This window comes from Facklamia sp. 7083-14-GEN3, assembly GCF_024742075.1.
Taxonomy (GTDB): domain Bacteria; phylum Bacillota; class Bacilli; order Lactobacillales; family Aerococcaceae; genus Facklamia.
The window spans coordinates 109,777-130,346 of sequence record NZ_JANSGD010000003.1; the positions used below are offsets into that span (position 1 = coordinate 109,777).

Genomic DNA, 20,570 nt, shown 5'->3' on the forward strand with positions numbered 1-20,570 from the left:
TCATTTTTTATGAAGATTGATCGTATCGCCTTTCATATTGGTAGTTGGCCTGTCTATTGGTATGGGGTGATTATTGGGTTTGGAATGCTGTTAGCCTATGTCTTATATATAACGGAAGTTAAACGCAAAGGAGTTGATCCAGATAAGGCCTTTGACCGCCTGTTTTGGGCAATCATTATTGGTTTTATCGGGGCTAGAATTTATTACGTGGCTTTTTCCTGGGAGTCCTATCAAGATAATTTGATGAATGTTTTTGCTATTTGGAATGGTGGCATTGCAATCTATGGCGGTATTATCGCAGGGTTTTTAACTTTAATGTATTTTATCCGTAAAGAAAAATTGAATCCAGCTTTAGAAATGGACATGGCGGCACCCGCCTTGATGTTAGCTCAAATTGTTGGGCGATGGGGTAATTTTATTAACCAGGAGGCCTACGGAGGAATTGTGAGTCGCTCCTATTTAGAAAACTTAAAATTACCTACTTTTATCATTGAACAAATGAAAGTCCAAGGGCAATACCGTCAACCTACCTTCTTATTTGAGTCTTTATGGAACTTCGTCGGTCTTATTCTAATTATTATAATAAGAAGGAAGCGTTTCTTAAAAGAAGGAGAAGTCGCAGGTTTTTATGCAGTTTGGTACGGTATAGGAAGAGCCTGGATTGAAGGCTTGCGAACAGATAGTCTTTATTGGGGACCCTTTAGAGTCTCTCAAGTTTTTTCGTTAATTATTGTTGTGACTGCTATTTCAATCATGGTTTATCGAAGAATCCATTTGACCCTTCCCCTCTATAAGGAATCAGATATTGAAAGATAAGGAGAAAAACATGAATATTACAATTCTAGGATCAGGTTCTTGGGGATCTGCTCTAGCCAAAGTATTATCAGACAATCAACATAACGTTATTATTTGGGGTATTGATTCTCAGATAGTGGATGAGATTAATCAGCAACATACCAACTCACGTTTTCTTAAAGACTTCGAGCTAAATAAGAACGTTAAAGCAACGCTTGATTTAGAACAAGCCTTAAAAAAAGCAGAGGTCTTACTTTTTGCAGTACCCACACAAGCGATTCGTAAAGTTTCTCAAGAAGTAAACAATCTTTTAGTTAAAATGGAACGTCCCCCCCTAATTATTCATGTGTCTAAAGGACTCGAACAAAAAAGTCATTTGCGAATCTCCCAAGTGATTCAAGAAGAATTAACTGCAGACCTCTATAATGGTCTAGTCGTACTATCTGGACCTAGCCATGCAGAAGAAGTAGCCCGAGAAGATCTTACCTCCGTTACCGCAGCCAGTGAATCTCTAGAAGCTGCAGAAACCGTTCAAGAGCTCTTTATGAATAATTATTTCCGTGTATACACCAATACGGATGTGATAGGGGTTGAATTAGGCGCTGCCTTGAAAAATATTATTGCTTTAGGAGCAGGAATTCTTAATGGCTTAGATTACGGCGACAACGCTAAGGCCGGTTTAATTACACGGGGTTTAGCTGAAATATCACGTTTGGGTGTGCGTTTAGGTGCAGACCCACTAACTTTCCTAGGTTTAAGTGGAGTTGGAGACCTCATTGTTACTTGTACCAGTATCCACTCTCGCAACTGGCAAGCCGGTAATTTATTGGCTAAAGGCTTAAGTGTTGAAGAAGTGACCGAAGAAGTACAAATGGTGGTAGAAGGTATTTTCACTTGCCTTGCAGCTTATGAACTGGCACAAGAATATCAAGTCGATATGCCGATTACCAATGGTCTCTATCAAGTGCTTTATCAAGGAGCAAATGTCAAAGAAGTGGTCCTTCAATTGATGAACCGATCTGGTAAACAAGAAGCATCCTTGGCACAACATAATGAAGATATCACCCTAGAGAAAGGAAGATAAGATGGAAGATACAACGGAAAAGAAAATAGTTAATGTCGATGTTGTGGTAGTAGGCGCTGGTCCTGGGGGCATGACAGCAGCCTTATACGCTTCGCGTGCAAATTTGAAAACAATTGTTCTTGAAAAAGGTTTGCCAGGTGGAGAAGTTAATAATACCTCTGATGTAGAGAACTATCCTGGGTTTTCTAAAATAGCCGGTCCGGAATTAGCTCATAAATTTTTTGAATCAGCCATGGAGTTTGGTGCGCAGCATTCAATGGAAACTGTTATAGGAATTGAATTGCATGGTCAATTTAAGCATGTTATTACCAACAAAAATATTTATATAACACCTGTTGTAATTATTGCTACTGGAGCGCAGCATCGTAAGTTGAATATTCCAGGAGAAGATTTATTGGGTGGTAAAGGTGTTTCTTACTGTGCTGTTTGTGATGGGTTCTTTTTCCGTAACCGCCACTTAGTGGTTGTGGGTGGGGGAGATTCGGCAGTTGAAGAGGGAATTTACCTCACTCAGTTTGCTGATAAAGTGACTATTATTCACCGTCGAGATACTCTAAGAGCCCAACAAATTTTACAAGAACGTGCATTTAAAAATGAAAAAATTGATTTTATTTGGGATGCGACTGTCGAAGAAATTATAGGTGACCAGTCGGTCGAAGGTGTAGTCGTTCGAAACCGCAAAACAGACGAGACTTACACATATCCTTGTGAGGGAGTCTTTATCTATATTGGATTAGTTCCTAATTCTTCATTAGTTAGTCATTTAGATATAACCGATGAAGAGGGGTGGATTATCACTAACGAAAAAATGGAGACGCGAATTCCAGGTATTTTTGCTGTGGGAGATGTTCGTCAAACTCACTTACGTCAAATTGCAACATCTGTCGGTGACGGAAGTCACGCAGGCCATATGGCTTATCAATATATTCAAACTTTAACCGATCAGCCTTCATAATTAAAAAGACTTACTTTTGTTAACAAAGGTAAGTCTTTTTTTAAAAACCAAAATTCAATGAGAATAGTCAAATTTCTACTATTTTATCCTAATCATGATATAATAAATAACAATGAGAAAGGTGGCGAGAATATGCCTTGGCGTGAATTATATAAAAAATGGAAAAACAAAGAAAATCTTGACCAAGCGGTTAAAAACTCTTTAGAAGAACAAGTTGGCGATGAAACGAAAGATGCCTTTGATAATGTTTTAAGTTTTGGTACGGCAGGGATGCGCGGTATTATAGGAGCGGGTCCGAATCGAATGAATATTTATACAGTTAGACAGGCAACAGAAGGATTAGCCATGTTAATTAATGAGGTGGGTCTAGAAGCAAAAGAGCGTGGTGTGGTTATTGCCTATGATTCAAGACACTATTCACCCGAGTTTGCAATGGAAGCCGCTTTGGTTTTAGGTAAGCATGGAATTAAAGTTTATTTATATGAAAGCCTCCGTCCAACACCTACACTTTCCTTTGCTGTTCGTTATTTACATGCTTATGCGGGAATAATGGTAACAGCTAGTCATAATCCAGCGGAATATAATGGTTATAAAGTTTATGGTGAAGATGGCGGGCAAATGCCACCAGAAGACGCAGATAAATTGACTCAGTATGTACGATCTATCGAAGATCCATTAGCCATTGAAGTAGGGAATAAGACGGAATTGTTAGGGTCAGGTAAGGTTGAAATTATTGGTGATCGTGTGGATCAAGCTTATCTAGCTGAGATTGCCAAAGTAACAATTGACTCTGATTTAATTGCAGAGATGGCAGAAGAAGTAAAAATTGTTTTTACTCCGTTACATGGTACGGGAATGTATCTAGGTATGAAAGCTTTAGAACAAGCTGGTTTTTCTAACATTCATGTTGTTGAAGAGCAAGCAGAACCAGATGGAGATTTTCCAACGCTTAAATCACCTAATCCAGAATCACCTGAATCATTTGACCTGGCTGAACAAATTGGGCGAAATATTGAAGCCGATATTCTTTTAGCAACAGATCCGGATGCTGATCGATTAGGTGCGATGCTTCGTACTCAAGAAGGAAATTATCAATTGCTATCAGGGAATCAAATCGCCTGCTTAATGTTGGATTACATGTTAAAAGCCTATCAAGCAAAAGACCAACTACCTGAAAACGGCGTGATTATCAAGTCAATTGTTTCAACAGACTTAGCTGAAGAAATCGCTAAAGCCTATAAGGTTGAGACGGTAGACGTTTTAACAGGTTTTAAGTTTATTGCAGAAAAAATTAAACAGTACGAAGAATCAAAAGCGCATTCCTTTATTATGGGCTTTGAGGAAAGCTTTGGATATTTATTGAAAAGCTTTACGCGTGATAAAGACGCCATTCAAGCATTAGTAATGTTGGCAGAACTTACAGCTTTTTATAAGAAACAAAATAAAACGCTCGCAGAAGCGTTAATCTCCATCTATGAAGAATATGGTTATTATAAAGAAAAAACCTTATCCATTTCTTTCGCATCGCTTGAAGGAAAGAAAGAAATGGAAGCTTTGATGGAGGAGACACGATCTAATCGTTTAACGGAGGTAGCCGGCATATCTGTAGCAGAAGCCTACGACTATTTAAATAGCAGTTTAATTTATGCTGACGGTAAAGAATCTAACCTTTCATATCCTAAGTCCAATGTATTAAAATACAAATTGGAAGATGGCTCTTGGATTGCCTTAAGACCAAGTGGCACAGAACCTAAAATTAAATTGTATATGGGTGCTAAAGCTGAGAGTGAAAGGGCTGCAAACAATAAACTAGTGAGGTTAGAGGAGTTTTTGAATCAATTAATTAAATAAATATACGACTCTGCTTAAATTCGTTTTCTTTTTTAGAAAATGGATTTAAGCAGACTTTTTAGCTATAGGACTCATAGATAGAGTAGAAATAATTTTATGCTATAATATAGAGTAATAAATATGGAATCAGAAAAGAGGGAGACCATGTCAAATTTGGAATTAGTCATTATCACCGGGATGAGTGGAGCAGGCAAGACTGTTGCTGTCCAAAGTTTTGAAGATCTTGGCTATTATTGTATTGATAATATGCCGCCAAATCTTTTACCAACCTTTTGGCAATTGATGCGAGAATCAGGTAAAATCACTAAGATTGCGATGGTGATTGACTTGAGAACACGAGAATTTTTTGATGAGTTATCAGATGTAATTGGTACAATGGATAATAGTCAAGATGTTACTTCAAGAATTCTCTTTTTAGAAGCCAATGATCAAGAGCTGGTTTCTCGTTATAAAGAATCACGCAGACACCATCCTTTATCACAAGCAAATGAAGTTTCAACATTAAATGCGATTGCCAAAGAAAAAGAGTTATTACGTGATTTAAGAACACGTGCCCAAGTGATTGTAGACACTTCTGAAATGAAGCCGAGACAATTAAGAGCTTATATTATGGAGCACTTCGCTGAGAAAGAACAGGTCACTTTTAGAATAGATGTAATCTCTTTTGGCTTTAAGTATGGCCTTCCAATTGATGCGGATGTTGTAATGGATGTACGCTTTTTACCAAACCCGTATTATATTCAAGATTTAAGAGGATTAACAGGTGCGGATAAGGCGGTCTATGATTACGTTATGAGTCAACCGGAAAGTCAAATTTTTTATAATAAGTTAATTGATTTATTGGATTATTGTGTTCCTGGATATAAACGTGAAGGGAAAAGTAGGGCTGTAATAGCAATTGGTTGTACAGGCGGTCAGCATCGTTCCGTGGCACTTGCTGAAAGAATTGGCGAACACTTTACCCGAAAAAAATTCTGTGTAAATGTTAGCCACCGTGATGTGTCAAAAAACCAAAAGCAAGTATTAAAGAAGGTTGCTAGAGATGAATCAAACGCGTCAAGCTCGTTATAAAGTTGCGGTAATCGGTGGAGGAACAGGCTTACCTGTAATTTTAAGAGGGTTAAAAAAATTAGATGTCAATATAACGGCAATTGTTACTGTTGCTGACGACGGGGGGTCATCCGGCGTTATTCGTGATTATATTAACGTTGTTCCTCCAGGTGATATCCGTAATTGTATGACTGCTCTTTCTGAAGCTGATCCCATTCTACTTGATCTCTTTCAATATCGCTTTAACACGGATGATGACTTCTTAGCAGGCCATGCCATTGGAAATCTTCTGATTGCAGCATTAAAGGAAATGAAAGGCTCTTTATCAGAAGCAATAGATCTCTTATCGAAATTTATGAATATCAATGGTCAAATTCTACCTGCAGCACCTGATCCATTGATTTTACAAGCTTTATTTGAAGATGGTACGATTGCTGTCGGCGAGTCAAAAATTGCTCATCATCGTAAACGGATTCAAGAAGTCAATGTGATGACCATTGATGGAGAACCGGCTATTAAAGCTTCTTCAAGGGTTGTGGAAGCAATTATGGAAGCAGACCTAATTGTATTAGGACCTGGAAGTTTGTATACTTCTATTTTACCTAATTTAATGATTGAAGAGATAGGCCAAGCGATTACAAAAACCAATGCTCAAGTAGTCTATGTTTGTAATATTATGACCCAATTAGGAGAAACAGAAAACTTTACGGATGCAGACCATATTGAAGTGTTACATAATCATTTGGGAGTGGCTTTTGTTGATACGATTTTGGTCAATACCACAGAAGTTCCCAAAGAATATATAATCAATCAACCGAACAAAGAGTATTTGCTTCAAGTGAAGCATGATTTTAAAGGATTACGTCGTTTGGGATGTCGTGTTATATCGAGTGAATTTTTAAGTATGAAAGAAGGCGGCGCTTATCATGATACAGATAAAGTCGTTGAAGAATTAGGGCGCCTATTGGATAGTGTGCGATTGCTTGAAAAAAACAATTCCGAAGAAAGCATACACTCAATAGGATAGAGGGAGTATATGATGGGTAAGGAGAGAATAAGATGACTTTTGCAGCAGAGGTAAAGAAAGAATGTACATTATTAGAAGTTCATAAAGAGCATGCTAAAGCAGAATTAGCAGCATTAATCCGCATGAATGGTGCAGTCTCTATTTATCAACAAAAACTAATTTTAAATGTACAAAGCGAAAATGCTGCGATTGCTAGAAGATTGTATAGCTTACTCAAAGATTATTTTAATGCAGAAAGCGAGCTACTTGTTCGTCGGAAAATGAAATTAAAAAAGAATAATGTCTATATTGTGCGCTGTCGTTATCACGTGCAAGAAATTCTTGAAGATCTCGAAATTTTTGATCAATTGAGTCTCATCTCAAGAGTGGCTCCAGAAATCATGCAAAACGACCCGAAGAAGCGCTCCTATCTGCGAGGAGCTTTTTTAGCAGGAGGTTCCGTCAATAATCCAGAGTCTAACTCCTATCATTTAGAAATTTATTCAAGTTATGAAGATCATAATGAAGATCTTTGTAAAATGATGAATGATTTCCACTTAAATGCTAAAACGCTCGTACGTAGGAATGGGTATATTACTTACTTAAAAGAAGCGGAGAAAATTGCTGACTTTCTTGTGATTATAGGGGCCAATCGTGCAGTCTTAAAATTTGAAGATGTGCGGATTGTTAGAGATATGAGGAATTCGGTTAATCGTTTAGTTAATTGTGAAAACGCTAATCTTAATAAAGTGATTGATGCGTCGCAAAGACAAATTGCAGCTATTAAAAAAATTGAAACCAAGCAAGGTTTGTCCTCATTGCCGGAAAAATTAGAAGAAATGGCGCGTTTTCGAATTAAAAATCCAGATATGAGTTTGAAAGAGTTGGGAGAACAGATCCCAAATGGACCTATTTCCAAATCAGGTGTTAATCACCGACTGAGAAAAATTGTTGAACTGGCAGAAAAAATATAAATACAGCATTTGCTTAGCGCTTTTAAACTCCTTTTTTGGTAGTTAAAATTAACATCATTAAGGAGGAATTGTATGAATCAAGTAACTTTTGTTGGTAGATTGTGTCGGGATATTGAATTGAAAGAGGTTGGCGATTCAGCGGCCGTTACTAATAATGTTATTGCAATTAAACGTCCCTTTCGCGATCGGAATGGTGAAACGGCAACTGATTTTATTCCTTTCGTCGCTTGGAATGGGTTGGCTAAATTGATTCACAAGTATGCATGCAAGGGTCAGCGTGTTGCCTTATCAGGAATGATGCAAAGTCGTAGCTATCTTAACGATGAAAAAGAAGAAGTCTATGTTATTGAATGTAATGCTAGTGAAATTACCCTCTTGGATAAGCCGAAATCTAAGACGCCTTTTAATCAAGAGACGGAAGTTAAGGCTGAAGATATGCGGGTATCTCAAGAGACGATTCAGCATATATTGAATGATATTTCAAATTAATCACCCGTTTTATAAAATGCCGAGCAAATACTTGCTCGGTTTTTTTATTTTCTATAAAATAAAATACCTATAAAAGCTTTAAATATTTTTACTACCTTAGACTGAGTGGAGAAGACCTAGTGTTTCTTATAATAAGATTTGTGTATAATGAAAAAAGTGGTTAGTTCTTTAAAAGGGGGAAGCCAAATGAAAATATTAATGATTGAGGATAATGAATCCGTTTGTGAAATGATGGGGATGTTCTTTGAAAAGGAAAATTTTGAAGCAAGCTTTCATGGTGATGGAAAAGAAGGATATGAAGCTTATCGGACGCAACCGGACATTTGGGACATAGTTATTTTAGATTTAAATCTACCTTCTATGGATGGCATGACCATTTGTCGTAAAATCAGAGAGATTTCTAAAGAGACGCCTATCATTATGCTAACTGCTCAAGACTCTGAAAGTGATCAAGTCATCGGTTTAGAAATGGGAGCTGATGACTACGTAACCAAACCTTTCAGTCCTTTGACATTATTAGCGCGTATGAAAGCTCTCCATCGTAGAGCTAAAGTGGTTCCGAGTGATGCGCCTACAAAAGAAGAAAATGAATTTGATATTGAAACAAAAACCGTCAAAATCAATACTTCCACACGAGAAGCTTATTATCACGATGAAAAGATAGAAAGCTTAACGCCCAAGGAGTTTGATTTGTTTGTAATGTTTGCTAAGCACCCTAAGAGAGTGTTTACCAGAGAGCAATTATTAAAGAGTATCTGGGAAGACCCTTTCTTTGGAGATGAAAGAACGGTTGATGCGCACATTAAAAAACTAAGACAAAAAATAGAACGTTATGGTTCCCAATTGATTCAAACAGTTTGGGGTGTCGGTTACAAGTTTGAAGAGCTGGGTGATTAAGTATGAAGTTCTTGTGGCAGCAAATAATTGTTTTCTTAATAGTATTATTGACTGCCTTAACGGTTTCAGCTTACCGTATCTCTGATTATATGGAAAAAAAGATCTACGAGGATCGCGAATTGCAGCTCTTGCGTTATGGAGAAAATATTGTTGATAATTACTTCTCGAGAGAAGATTTAGTTCGCGCTTCCCAGCTATTATCGAGTGAAAAAATAATCATTCAAGTAAATTTGTCTGATGGACGGATTATTTATCCTACCTATGATCAACGCTTTGGCTCAAAGTTGAGTAAAGAAGACCTTGAACAAATTGCTAAAGGTGTGAATGTCGGTTTGCGCTACTCACAAAGATATGTAGACCCAGATACACAACTACAAATGGCAACTGTTTATATTCCTTTGAAAGAAAACCAAGTGGCAGGTTTTCCACCGGGTTTTATTAGTTTAGGAGCACCACTCGAAGATTTGGAAGAAAAAGTGACGGCTATGCAGCAAAAGGTTTTATTCGCTTACTTACTTTCGGGTATTGCGGGTTTAGGAATGAGTGTTTTCTTTTCAATCTATCAAACCAATAAACTTAAACAACTACAAAAGGCTAGTCAAGAAATTGCCTCCGGAAATTATGAAATTAAGGTTAATACCAAAGGTCAAGACGAGTTTGCAGATTTATCTAAAGATTTTCAAAAAATGGCAGATTCTCTCGTTCAATATGAGTCCGAAGTTGAACGACAAGAAACATTAAGGAAACAATTTATGATGGATGTTGCTCATGAAATGCGAACTCCTTTGACTACTATGAGTGGGTTACTGGAAGGCTTACGTTTCAATATGATTCCTGAAAATCAAGTGGAGCGTAGTTTGGAGCTTATTCAATCTGAAACACAGCGTTTAACACGTTTAGTTAATGAAAATTTAGATTATGAACGAATTCGCAACAAACAAATCAGCTTAAATAAAGTTTCTATTAATACAGATGATTTATTTGAAAATATAAAGACCCAACTGCAAGTAAAGGCTAATGAGAAGAATAATAAATTAATAAGTAAAATTTCATCGGACTTTCGCTTGTGGGCAGACTATGACCGCATTACTCAAATTTTGATTAATTTAGTAACCAATGCCATTCAGTTTTCGCAAGATAGTGATATTGTTTTAGAGGCTCAAATGGTAGACGAAGGTTCGCAAATAAAGGTGATAGATCATGGTATTGGGATTGACGCCAATCAAATTCGTTCCATATGGGAAAGATTTTATAAAGCAGATGTTTCAAGAAAAAACACTAAATTTGGTGAGTCTGGTATCGGTTTAGCTGTCGTTAAATCATTGGTTGAAGCACATGATGGTAAAATAGAAGTTGAGAGCGAGCTCAACAAAGGGTCAGTTTTTATAATAACATTGCCACCTCAAAACGAATAAGCTATAATGTACCTTTGTTAACAATAACCAGAAAAACTGACATAATAAGGAGGATTATCAAGTGGGGAAAACTTTAAAAGCCATAATATCTATTGCTCTCGTTTTAGGCTTAGTAGGAGTCGTTGCATTATATGCTTACGTTGATTCGAATTCAAAAGCTAACCATGTTCAAAAGACTAACCAAGAATTCACCAACATTTCGGATGATATTCAATCCCAAATTGATGAGCTGTATTATGATGAGAAAAAAGATTTCTTAATAGAAACATTTCAAGAGGAAATGATAGACCCAATTAAAGAAAATATTAACAGGTTGAATGAATCAACAAGTGTTAAGAATCAATACCTTGATCAGTTAGATGAAATTAAAAAACGTTTCGAAGCACAAAACGAGGTCAATGATTTCTTTACAGGGACTAAAGAGGCTATTCGTGGAAATAAAGTGAATGATAATTTAATAATCCGTGAGGGTCTCACTAAAGATAAAGTGTTAGAGGTAAAAGAGAAATATTACTATGAAGAAATCGAAAAAGATGAGCAAAATCAGGATCAAAATGAAGAAGTGGAATTAGATGCTTTTCAAAAAGCAATTAATCTTCTGATTGATCAAGTAGAAGAAAGTGTTATCGAAGGCAATGACCTATTAGAACTTTTCAAAAATGTAGAAAAAATTGATATTGTAGACGGGAATATTGGAAAAATAGCACAAGCCATGCGTAAGTTTGATCAGCGATTAATAGAAGTTAAGGACTCTCTTCCTTCTCTCTACAAATCTATGGATAAAAAAGCAGACACCTATACTAACAAAGTAATTAAAAAAGTGGCGGAAATTGCTAAAAATGTGCCACAATACTATCAACTATTAGTTAGTTCTTTGGAACCATCCGAGCGTTTGAGTCAAGCGCTTGAAGATAATAAAGAACTTTTTGAAGGATCAGAGGAAACAACAGTCGAAATAGTTGAAACATCGCAAAGCGTTTCTGAACCCGTCGAAACTTCCAATGATTATTATTTTGAGAATCCAGACAACTCATGGACTAACCCAGAACCAACAACTCCAAGTACGACTGTTCGACCGGGAACCTCTGAACCGGTTGAATCGACACAAGTAATCGAGACATCTGAAGTAAATGATGAAGATTATTACGATTATGATTTTTAAATAAGAAAAGCACTTCAATTCCAATAAATACCTTTTTAGTAAAGGAACAATTATTGGAAGATGAGGTGCTTTTGTTAAAATTATTTGATTTAAGAAAGGGATGAAAGATATGCAAGCTATATGTTATATTGCGCACGACCACTTAGCGAATTCTTCTAGCCAGCAATTTTTGATAGCTAGTGGAGAAGCTCTCTCTAAAATAGATTATGTTGATTTGACTGCTGAGTGGGAAAGAAAAGGTTTTTTTGATTCCAATCAAGAACTGGCAAGAATAACGAACTATGATCGCATATTATTTCAATTTCCCTTGTATTGGTACCAAGCTCCTGCTATTTTAAAAATCTGGATGGATCAAGTGTTTAACGAGCAATTAAACATTAAACAAACGCAAAAAATTCTGAAGGATAAAGAATTTGGGATTGTATTGACTGTAGGTTCTAGACTCGATAGTTTTCAACCAGGTGAACGAGCAGGGGTTAGTATAACTGATTTAATGTCACCTTATTACGCTTGGGCGAATTATTTTGATATGAAGTATCGTCCTCCCTTCATTATTTCTCAATTTCATTATTTGACTGAAGAAGAAAAAAATCATTTAATGATTGATTATGTAACTTATTTAAAAACAGGACGGCTCCATTTATTAGAAGATAAGGTAAGTGTTTTGTTAGAAGAACTTGACCAATTGGAACTAGATTTAGAGCCCCTTGATCAACTTATATATGATCAATTTATTCAGAAATTAATTGACCAATCGGATGAATTAAAAGAATTAGAATTTTTAGATGAGGAGTCGTAATATGCAAAAAGCAGAGATGTTCCAAGAGCCTGTTGAAAAATGGGTGGAAAATTGCAAAGATTACCCAAGTCGTGCTGTTTTAAAGGTAGCTTTGGCTGTTTTAAAAGAACAAGAGAAGAGAATTGAACAAAATAGAGGCCAATTGGATGCTAAGGCATGGAGTCCTAATGCTTGGTCCTAACTAGGCTTGCAAGATAGTAGAACAGACTTTATACTAGAATGAAAGAAAGTGCGGGAGTGAATGAAATGTCAATAATTGAAGATTTAAAATGGCGTGGTGCTATCAATCAACAGACAGACGCAGAGGGCTTAGAAAAGCTATTAGCTAAAAACTCTATTGCCTTATACTGTGGAGTAGATCCAACTGGGGATTCTATGCATATCGGGCATTTAATCCCTTTTATGGTTTTAAAACGGTTTCAATTAGCCGGTCACCAACCAATTGTTTTGATTGGAGGGGCAACGGGATCGATTGGCGATCCTTCAGGTCGAACCAGTGAAAGAAGCTTACAAACAATGGAAGTAGTCCAAAGAAATGCTGAGAAGCTGACTCAACAAATGGAAAGACTTTTCTTAAAAGGGGATTCGGCTGAGAATACTTTCAAAATAATGAATAACTATGATTGGTTAAGCGAACTCTCTTTATTAGAATTTCTCAGAGATTACGGTAAACACTTTAATGTCAATACTATGTTGGCTAAAGATGTTGTTGCCAGTCGACTAGAAAATGGCATTTCCTTTACTGAATTTGCCTATCAAATCCTTCAATCCGTTGACTTTCATTATCTCTTTCAATCACAAAATGTACAATTACAAGTGGGTGGAGGGGACCAGTGGGGGAATATTACCGCTGGTTTAGACTTTATCCGTCGCATGGAAGGAGCAGAAGCAGAGGCCTATGGTTTAACAATTCCATTAATGCTAAAGTCTGATGGAACTAAATTTGGTAAATCTGCTGGGGGAGAAACAGTGTGGTTAGATCCAGAAAAGACAACTCCTTATGAATTTTATCAATTTTGGCTTAATCAAGCAGATGATGATGTTGTTAAGTATTTAAAATATTTTACTTTTCTAGAACAATCAGAGATTGAAGCTTTAGAAAAAGAGGTCGCTGAACAACCGCATTTAAGAAATGGTCAACGTCGTTTGGCCGAAGAAATCACACGCTTTGTGCATGGTCAAAAAGCATTAGAAGAAGCTGAAAAAATCACGGAAGCTCTATTTACCGGCAATGTGGGCGATTTAACCCTTCAACAAATTGAAGCAGGATTTAAAAACATGCCGCAAGCACAAGCGGATATAGAACCAATGAATATTGTAATCTGGTTGGTGGATACAGGCATTGTTCAGTCTAGACGACAAGCTAGAGAGTTTGTTAGTAATGGTGCTGTATTAATTAATGGCGAAAAAATCACTGATTTGGATTATGAAATCAGTCAAGCAGATGCAATTGGTAACCGTTATATTATTGTTAGACGTGGAAAAAAACACTACACACTGGTTACTTTAAAATAAAATCGATTTATTACATCCTTAGAAAATTTTCTAAGGATGTTTTTAAGTTTAAATGTTTCAATAAGGTTACAAGTCTTATACGATTCATCGAAAATGGTCTTTTTTGATGTTTAATATGTTAATATCAATCTTGTTAAGAAATAATATTGTTAGACATATTTATATAAAAGATCAAAGAGGAGCTAATAAGAATGAAAATGAAATTTTCTAAGAAGCTATTAACAACATTATTAACTTCATCAATTATACTTTCACCAGTTAGTAGTATGCCAATCTACGCTCAAGATATTGAGGGTAATAATTTAAATGCTGATTATCAAGTAAGTAATTTGAATGCAGAACAGACTCAGCTATATGCTAAGTTAGTAAATTCATATAATCAGATTGAAACAATTAAAGAAGAAGCTGAGCAACTTCAAAACGCAATTTTAGATGATGACCAAACAATTGAATTACTGAACCAAGAAATCGAAGAATTACAAGCAATGATTGACAAGCGTCAAGAGTTAATTGCTGAACAAGCAATTGCTATTCAGGAAAAGGGTGGAACCACCAATTATCTGAATGTTTTAGCATCTTCAGAATCTCTTTCTGATTTCGTAGGACGTATGGATGTAATTATCAAACTGGTTTCTTCTAATAAAGACTTATTAAACAGTCAAAAAGAAGATATTGCAAGTGTTGAAGCAAAAAAAGTAGCGACAGAGGAAGCCAAAGCAACTAAAGTTGATAAAATGATTAGCTTAGAAGCTTTGAAAGGTGACCTAGAAGTTGAAACGGCTTCTGCAGAAGTAGCTTATGCAGAATTAACTAGACAAGCAGAATTAGCTGAGGAAAATCGCATAGCGCTAGAAGCAGAAGCAGCAGCATTTGAAGCGGCAACTCAAATAGAAATTGTTGAGAATACACAAGTAACCGATGAAGAAGCGGCTGTTGAATCTAGCGATGAAGTTATTACTTCGGAAGTAGCATCATTAGAAACTATTGAAACAAGTCAAGAAACCACTCAAACAGCAGAAGTTTCATATGAAGCAGTTGGTCCATTAGAGACAATTGAAAGTGTTGAACCAATTGAGACAACTCAAGCAGTAGAAACTACAGTAGAGTATGGCGATACAACACCGGCTATTGAAACAACTTTAGAGCCAGTTGAAACAACACAGTTTATCGAAACAAGTCTTGAGCCAGTTGAAACAACACAAGTTGTCGAAACAAGTCTTGAGCCAGTTGAGACAACAGTGGCTGAGATTGTTGAGACCACTGCAGAAGTAATCGAAGAACCCCAAACACCAGATTTGTCTTATAATACTGGATCGTTGATTGGAAATGCTGAAAAATATATTGGTATCCCTTATGTTTGGGGAGGTAAATCTCCTGCAGGATTTGACTGTTCAGGATTTGTTCAATATGTTTTCAGAGAGACATATGGTATGGAAATTGGTGGATGGACAGGTGCTCAAGAAAATGCGGGCACTAGAATTTCAGTAGCCGAAGCACAAGCAGGCGACTTATACTTCTGGGGTAGTCCTGGAGGAACTTACCACGTTGCTTTAGCAACTGGTGGAGGAAATTATATTCATGCCTCTCAGCCAGGAACACCTTTAGGTTATTCAAACATTTCATCATTTACCCCATCATTTGCAGTAAGAGTCTTATAATAATAAATGAGAGTCAGGAAACTGACTCTTTTTTTATACAATCATTTAATTAAGCAGAAGACTGCTTTTAATCTATGCTATAATATGAGAGATAATTTACTTGAAAGGGGCACTCATCCGTGACCGAACAAAAGACTTTTTATATTTCAACACCGATCTATTATCCAAGTGGCAAACTGCACATAGGAAATGCATACTCCACCTTAGCTGCTGATGCCATGTCCCGCTACAAGCGTTTAATGGGTTATGATGTTTTCTTTGTAACTGGAACTGATGAACACGGACAAAAAATTGAACAAAAAGCTGAGGAATTAAATTTAGAGCCAAAAGCCTATGTTGATGGAATGGCTGAAAAGATTCAAAAGCTTTGGCAAAAATTAGAAATAACCAATAATCATTTTATTCGCACGACTGATAAATATCATGTTCAAGCGGTTCAAAAGATTTTCGATCAATTGTTAGAACAAGGCGATATTTATTTGGGTGAATATTCAGGTTGGTATTCAGTCAGTGACGAGGAATATTTTACTGAAACCCAACTAACTGAAGTCTTTAAAGATGAAAACGGTAATGTTGTGGGAGGAATTGCGCCTTCGGGTCATGAAGTAGAGCTAGTAAAAGAAGAATCTTATTTCTTTAAGTTAGACAAATATACGGACCGTTTAATTGAATATTACGAATCAGATGATCAAGTGATTTTACCTGAATTTAGAAAAAATGAAATGATTAATAACTTTATCAGACCTGGTTTAGAAGACTTAGCAGTGTCCAGGACCTCTTTCAGTTGGGGAATCCCTGTTAAGTCAAATCCTAAGCATGTTGTTTATGTATGGATTGATGCACTATCTAATTATATTACCTCTTTAGGTTATGGTAGCGATAATGATGAAGCGTTTAAAAAGTTTTGGCCTGCTGATATTCATGTGTTAGGTAAAGATATTTCGCGCTTCCATATGATTTATTGGCCAGCTTTATTAATGGCTTTAAATCTTCCTTTACCCAAACGTATATATGCTCATGGTTGGATTGTTATGAAAGATGGCAAGATGTCTAAATCTAAAGGGAATGTGATTTATCCGGAGACTTTGATTGAACGCTATGGTCTTGATGCGACGCGTTACTATCTGTTAAGAGGAATGAGTTTGGGTAGTGATTCTGTATTTACGCCAGAAGACTTCGTTAAAGATGTTAATACGGAATTAGCCAATGACTTAGGAAACTTGCTCAATCGCACCGTTGCGATGATTAATAAATACTTCCAAGGTGCAGTACCTAACAAGCAAGTCTTGCAGTCACAAAATGATTTGGATAAAGAGTTTGCTAATTATTTAACAGAGCATTTAAAAGAATACCATGAAAAAATGGAATTAATGGCTTTTGATAAAGCAATTGATGCCTTAATGGCAATTGTTTCTAGATCTAATAAGTATATTGATCAAACTGAACCTTGGAATTTAGCAAAGGATTCGCAATTAACAGATCGTTTAGCAGTTGTAATGTTCCATTTGGCAGAAAGCTTACGTATCATTGGTCATTTATTAAGACCTTTTATGACTCAAGCACCATTAGAAATCTTCAAACAATTGGGTATTGAAAAAGAAATAGACGCTAACTTAAGCGAGCTAGCTTTTGGAAAATTTGCAGAAAATGCGCAGGTAATTAAAAAAGGTGTGCCTATCTTCCCTCGTTTGGAAGTGGAAGAAGAAGTGGCTTATTTACAAAAAGCTATGACGCCTGAAAGCCTTAGTGATACTTCTTCAGCTAATTTAACGGTATCTGATCCTGATTGGAATCCTGAAGCAACCAAATTGAGCTATGCTGAGACGGCTGAAGTAGCATTCGATGATTTTATTCATACTGAAATTAAAGTAGCAGAAGTCATTGATGTCGATGAGGTAGAAGGCTCTAATAAGTTATTGCGTTTTAGATTGGATGCAGGCGATCAAGGCCACCGTCAAATCTTATCAGGTATTCGAAAATACTATCCAGATTTCAAAGAGTTAATTGGTCGAAAGGTTTTAGTTGTCGCAAATCTTAAACCGAGAAAAATGATGGGGCATATTAGTCAAGGTATGATTTTGTCGGCTGAAAGTGGCAAAGATCTACATTTAGTTTTTGCACCAGAACAAGCTGAAAACGGCTCGCTAATTGGATAGAATGGATAGAAAGGGCAAGTTACTTCACTTGTCCTTTTTATGTTTAATGAGCTTTTCTGTCTGGAAAGAGCGAGTTATGATAAAATAACAAAAGATTGGAGCGAAAAAAATGAAATTATTTGATACACACACCCATCTAAATGTCTCCCAATTTCATGGGAAGGAAAAAGATTATTTACAAAGAGCCGAGGAAGCGGGTGTAGGCTTTCTGGCGGTTGTTGGTTTTGATCGTCCAACGATCGAGCGAAGTTTAGAGCTTAGCCAAGAGTATAAACATTTGATCAGTGTAGTGGGTTGTCATCCTACGGAAACTATTTATTATGATCAAGTCTTTGAAGACGACTTACATAAGTGGTTAGAATTAGATAGTGTCAAAATGTTAGGTGAAATAGGTTTGGATTATCATTGGGATACCTCACCCAAAGATATTCAAGCTAGGATCTTTAGAAGGCAAATAGCCATTGCTAAGGAACATAATCTCCCAATTACTATTCATAATCGCGAAGCAACTCAAGATTGCTACCGGATTCTTAAGGAAGAAGGACTCCCATCAGCCGGAGGAATCATGCATTCTTTTGGAGAGGGACCTGAAGAAGCAAAACGTTTTTTAGATTTAGGTATGCACTTATCTTTTAGTGGAGTTGTTACATTTAAAAAGACTGAAGATGTCCGTCAAGCTGCGGCCATTACACCACTAGATAAACTGTTGATCGAAACAGATGCTCCTTACTTAGCTCCTGTTCCAATGAGAGGAAAGCAAAATGAACCAGCCTTCGTTAAGTATGTAGCAGAAAAGTTGGCTGAGGTCAGAAACCTTTCAATCGAAGAAGTTGCCCGGATAACAAGTGAAAATGCCTTTAACTTATTTAATTGGCGTCCAGAAGAGGAAGCTAAATGAAAGAAATAGAAGTGCCCACCGAAGTGGTGGTAGTAGAAGGTCGATCAGATACCCAACGTCTTAATCAGATTTTTGGTCCAAGTATCAAAGTGATTGAAACCAATGGATCGGCCATTAACCAAGAAATACTCAGTCGAATTGAAGAGGCTAATAATAAATTTGGCGTGATAGTCTTTACCGATCCTGATTATCCTGGCGAGCGCATTCGCAGGATTATTCGTAAGCACATTCCAACTGTTAAAGAAGCTTTTTTAAGTCAAGATGCTGCAAACTCACACCGCAAAAAAGATTCTTTGGGAATTGAACATGCCAGCGCAGCTGATATTCAAATAGCCTTAAATAAAGTGACTAAGATGTCTCCTCAGGCGGAATTACAATTGATTCCGATGGCAGAACTTATGGCTATGGGGTTAGTTGGTTCAGAGCAAGCTAATGTTTTAAGACAGGCAGTCGCTAATCATTTCAATTTAGGGCACGTTAACGCTAAGCAACTGCAAAAGCAATTGGCTAAGTACCAAGTAAGCCATCAAGAGATATTAGCCTATTTAAAAAGGAGGGAAGAAAGTGAATAAAGATATGGATCATAAACTAATAGCAACACCAAGTCGTACAAGCGCGATTATGAAGCAGTATGATATAAAAATGAAGAAAAGTTTGGGACAAAACTTTTTAGTAGAGCCTCAAATTCTACAAAGGTTAGTGGAAGTAGCAGAGATTGATTCTGAAACAACCGTTATCGAAATAGGGCCAGGAATAGGTGCTCTGACAGAGTTTTTGGCCTTATCCGCAAAAAAGGTGTTGGCATTTGAAATAGATCAACGTTTTGTAAATATTCTTCAAGATACGCTATCTCCCTATAATAACGTTGAAGTTATTCATCAAGATATTTTAAAAGTTGATTTTAGTCAATCAGATTATGCATACTTACAACAAAGTAGACGCTTAGTGGTGGTCGCCAATTTACCTTATTATATAACGACCCCTATTATTATGCATTTACTAGCCAGTCAGCTGCCTTTTGATTCTTTAGTTATGATGATGCAAAAGGAAGTGGCTGAGCGAATGACTGCTAAAGTCGGAACCAAAGCTTATAATTCACTAACAGTGGCTATCCAACTTCAAATGAAAGCGAAATTAGCTTTTATTGTCCCTCCTACGGTTTTTATACCCAGACCCAATGTTGATTCTGCTGTGTTAAAATTAACGAGGTTAGAAAATCCATCTCACAGCTTTAAAAACAGTGATTCATTTCAACAATTTGTCCAAGCTTGCTTTAAACAACGTAGAAAAACCTTATGGAACAATTTAAAAGCTTATTATCCTGATCAAGAAACGACTTATCTAGAAAGTTGTTTTACTAAGGCTGATATTGTTCCTAGCCGCCGTGCGGAAACATTAAATTTAGATGAGTTTATCAAGCTATTCAACACTTTAAATGAAAAAAATTAATGGAATAAAGTTATTGCAAGTTATTCTTACTTATGTTATATTGTAAAATTTAAGAATTTGTGATATAATGTAGTATGAGGTGATAAGATGCCAAAAGATCTGATTGAAATCAAGTCAATGCTTGATGGAAGAGTTGGAGAAGAGATTGTTGTAACTGTTCAAATGGGGCGTAAGAAGAAGCGGGAGCGTCGTGGAACACTTGCTGAAACTTATCGGTCAATTTTTATTGTTGACTTAGAAGAGGAAGACAATGTGGATCGTGTATCATTTTCTTATCGAGACATATTAACCAATGCGGTTGAAATTGAATTTTAGAGTATAAAGTTTTAAAGAGGCTTACTTGTTATTGAGTAAGGCTCTTTCTTATTTTGTGACGAAAGCTGTGGTATAATTAGTTGCATATCTTATGGAGGTGTC

20 protein-coding genes are annotated in these 20,570 nt (G+C 36.5%); all 20 read left to right on the forward strand.

From position 1 onward, the window contains the following. The first annotated feature begins 9 nt into the window (after positions 1-9). Positions 10-816 (forward strand): prolipoprotein diacylglyceryl transferase, encoded by an 807-nt coding sequence (lgt, locus tag NW240_RS06655; protein WP_258436740.1) that lies wholly within the window; start codon positions 10-12, stop codon positions 814-816. Between the two features lie 10 nt (positions 817-826). Further along, complete coding sequence (locus tag NW240_RS06660) at positions 827-1,879, forward strand: NAD(P)H-dependent glycerol-3-phosphate dehydrogenase (protein WP_258436741.1); 1,053 nt, start codon at positions 827-829, stop codon at positions 1,877-1,879. Between the two features lies 1 nt (position 1,880). After that, the gene (trxB, locus tag NW240_RS06665) at positions 1,881-2,834 is read left to right on the forward strand and encodes a thioredoxin-disulfide reductase (RefSeq protein ID WP_258436742.1); all 954 of its coding nucleotides are present in this window, start codon (positions 1,881-1,883) and stop codon (positions 2,832-2,834) included. 132 nt (positions 2,835-2,966) lie between these two features. Then, complete coding sequence (locus tag NW240_RS06670; protein ID WP_258436743.1) at positions 2,967-4,685, forward strand: phospho-sugar mutase; 1,719 nt, start codon at positions 2,967-2,969, stop codon at positions 4,683-4,685. A gap of 144 nt (positions 4,686-4,829) precedes the next feature. After that, positions 4,830-5,756, forward strand: coding sequence for an RNase adapter RapZ (gene rapZ, locus NW240_RS06675; protein WP_258436745.1), 927 nt, complete (start codon positions 4,830-4,832; stop codon positions 5,754-5,756). After that, complete coding sequence (yvcK, locus tag NW240_RS06680; RefSeq protein WP_258436746.1) at positions 5,728-6,762, forward strand: YvcK family protein; 1,035 nt, start codon at positions 5,728-5,730, stop codon at positions 6,760-6,762. The genes rapZ and yvcK overlap by 29 nt, the downstream gene beginning before the upstream one ends. A 32-nt stretch (positions 6,763-6,794) precedes the next feature. Continuing rightward, positions 6,795-7,715 (forward strand): DNA-binding protein WhiA, encoded by a 921-nt coding sequence (gene whiA, locus NW240_RS06685; protein WP_258436747.1) that lies wholly within the window; start codon positions 6,795-6,797, stop codon positions 7,713-7,715. A 72-nt stretch (positions 7,716-7,787) separates the two neighbouring features. Beyond that, on the forward strand, positions 7,788-8,204 hold the full coding sequence (locus NW240_RS06690; RefSeq protein ID WP_258436748.1) for a single-stranded DNA-binding protein: 417 nt from the start codon (positions 7,788-7,790) through the stop codon (positions 8,202-8,204). Between the two features lie 186 nt (positions 8,205-8,390). Further along, positions 8,391-9,101 carry a response regulator transcription factor gene (locus NW240_RS06695; RefSeq protein WP_258436749.1) on the forward strand — a complete coding sequence of 237 codons (711 nt, stop codon included), beginning with the start codon at positions 8,391-8,393 and terminating at the stop codon, positions 9,099-9,101. 2 nt (positions 9,102-9,103) lie between these two features. Continuing rightward, the gene (locus NW240_RS06700) at positions 9,104-10,516 is read left to right on the forward strand and encodes a HAMP domain-containing sensor histidine kinase (RefSeq protein ID WP_258436750.1); all 1,413 of its coding nucleotides are present in this window, start codon (positions 9,104-9,106) and stop codon (positions 10,514-10,516) included. A gap of 61 nt (positions 10,517-10,577) precedes the next feature. Further along, the gene (locus NW240_RS06705; RefSeq protein WP_258436751.1) at positions 10,578-11,678 is read left to right on the forward strand and encodes a hypothetical protein; all 1,101 of its coding nucleotides are present in this window, start codon (positions 10,578-10,580) and stop codon (positions 11,676-11,678) included. Positions 11,679-11,787: 109 nt separating this feature from the next. Beyond that, entirely contained in the window at positions 11,788-12,477 is a 690-nt protein-coding gene (locus tag NW240_RS06710; RefSeq protein ID WP_258436752.1) for an NAD(P)H-dependent oxidoreductase, read from the forward strand. Position 12,478: 1 nt separating this feature from the next. Beyond that, the gene (locus NW240_RS06715) at positions 12,479-12,658 is read left to right on the forward strand and encodes a hypothetical protein (RefSeq protein WP_258436753.1); all 180 of its coding nucleotides are present in this window, start codon (positions 12,479-12,481) and stop codon (positions 12,656-12,658) included. Between the two features lie 65 nt (positions 12,659-12,723). Then, positions 12,724-13,992, forward strand: a complete 1,269-nt coding sequence (gene tyrS, locus NW240_RS06720) for a tyrosine--tRNA ligase (protein ID WP_258436754.1) — start codon at positions 12,724-12,726, stop codon at positions 13,990-13,992. 191 nt (positions 13,993-14,183) lie between these two features. Next, entirely contained in the window at positions 14,184-15,650 is a 1,467-nt protein-coding gene (locus tag NW240_RS06725) for an NlpC/P60 family protein (RefSeq protein ID WP_258436755.1), read from the forward strand. Between the two features lie 119 nt (positions 15,651-15,769). Next, positions 15,770-17,806 carry a methionine--tRNA ligase gene (gene metG / locus NW240_RS06730; RefSeq protein ID WP_258436756.1) on the forward strand — a complete coding sequence of 679 codons (2,037 nt, stop codon included), beginning with the start codon at positions 15,770-15,772 and terminating at the stop codon, positions 17,804-17,806. Positions 17,807-17,915: 109 nt separating this feature from the next. Further along, complete coding sequence (locus NW240_RS06735; protein WP_258436757.1) at positions 17,916-18,704, forward strand: TatD family hydrolase; 789 nt, start codon at positions 17,916-17,918, stop codon at positions 18,702-18,704. Beyond that, the gene (gene rnmV, locus NW240_RS06740; RefSeq protein ID WP_258436758.1) at positions 18,701-19,276 is read left to right on the forward strand and encodes a ribonuclease M5; all 576 of its coding nucleotides are present in this window, start codon (positions 18,701-18,703) and stop codon (positions 19,274-19,276) included. The genes NW240_RS06735 and rnmV overlap by 4 nt, the downstream gene beginning before the upstream one ends. Beyond that, positions 19,269-20,153 carry a 16S rRNA (adenine(1518)-N(6)/adenine(1519)-N(6))-dimethyltransferase RsmA gene (gene rsmA, locus NW240_RS06745; RefSeq protein WP_396134588.1) on the forward strand — a complete coding sequence of 295 codons (885 nt, stop codon included), beginning with the start codon at positions 19,269-19,271 and terminating at the stop codon, positions 20,151-20,153. Before rnmV ends, rsmA begins: the two co-directional genes overlap by 8 nt. 87 nt (positions 20,154-20,240) lie before the next feature. Then, positions 20,241-20,468 (forward strand): Veg family protein, encoded by a 228-nt coding sequence (locus NW240_RS06750; RefSeq protein ID WP_258436759.1) that lies wholly within the window; start codon positions 20,241-20,243, stop codon positions 20,466-20,468. The last annotated feature ends 102 nt before the right edge of the window (positions 20,469-20,570 follow it).

What these genes read in the sequence shown, in the direction of transcription:
- lgt (WP_258436740.1), top strand. Translation starts at nt 10, where the DNA reads ATGAAGATTGATCGTATCGCCTTTCATATTGGTAGTTGGCCTGTCTAT.
- NW240_RS06660 (WP_258436741.1), top strand. Translation starts at nt 827, where the DNA reads ATGAATATTACAATTCTAGGATCAGGTTCTTGGGGATCTGCTCTAGCC.
- trxB (WP_258436742.1), top strand. Translation starts at nt 1,881, where the DNA reads ATGGAAGATACAACGGAAAAGAAAATAGTTAATGTCGATGTTGTGGTA.
- NW240_RS06670 (WP_258436743.1), top strand. Translation starts at nt 2,967, where the DNA reads ATGCCTTGGCGTGAATTATATAAAAAATGGAAAAACAAAGAAAATCTT.
- rapZ (WP_258436745.1), top strand. Translation starts at nt 4,830, where the DNA reads ATGTCAAATTTGGAATTAGTCATTATCACCGGGATGAGTGGAGCAGGC.
- yvcK (WP_258436746.1), top strand. Translation starts at nt 5,728, where the DNA reads ATGAATCAAACGCGTCAAGCTCGTTATAAAGTTGCGGTAATCGGTGGA.
- whiA (WP_258436747.1), top strand. Translation starts at nt 6,795, where the DNA reads ATGACTTTTGCAGCAGAGGTAAAGAAAGAATGTACATTATTAGAAGTT.
- NW240_RS06690 (WP_258436748.1), top strand. Translation starts at nt 7,788, where the DNA reads ATGAATCAAGTAACTTTTGTTGGTAGATTGTGTCGGGATATTGAATTG.
- NW240_RS06695 (WP_258436749.1), top strand. Translation starts at nt 8,391, where the DNA reads ATGAAAATATTAATGATTGAGGATAATGAATCCGTTTGTGAAATGATG.
- NW240_RS06700 (WP_258436750.1), top strand. Translation starts at nt 9,104, where the DNA reads ATGAAGTTCTTGTGGCAGCAAATAATTGTTTTCTTAATAGTATTATTG.
- NW240_RS06710 (WP_258436752.1), top strand. Translation starts at nt 11,788, where the DNA reads ATGCAAGCTATATGTTATATTGCGCACGACCACTTAGCGAATTCTTCT.
- NW240_RS06715 (WP_258436753.1), top strand. Translation starts at nt 12,479, where the DNA reads ATGCAAAAAGCAGAGATGTTCCAAGAGCCTGTTGAAAAATGGGTGGAA.
- tyrS (WP_258436754.1), top strand. Translation starts at nt 12,724, where the DNA reads ATGTCAATAATTGAAGATTTAAAATGGCGTGGTGCTATCAATCAACAG.
- NW240_RS06725 (WP_258436755.1), top strand. Translation starts at nt 14,184, where the DNA reads ATGAAAATGAAATTTTCTAAGAAGCTATTAACAACATTATTAACTTCA.
- NW240_RS06735 (WP_258436757.1), top strand. Translation starts at nt 17,916, where the DNA reads ATGAAATTATTTGATACACACACCCATCTAAATGTCTCCCAATTTCAT.
- rnmV (WP_258436758.1), top strand. Translation starts at nt 18,701, where the DNA reads ATGAAAGAAATAGAAGTGCCCACCGAAGTGGTGGTAGTAGAAGGTCGA.
- NW240_RS06750 (WP_258436759.1), top strand. Translation starts at nt 20,241, where the DNA reads ATGCCAAAAGATCTGATTGAAATCAAGTCAATGCTTGATGGAAGAGTT.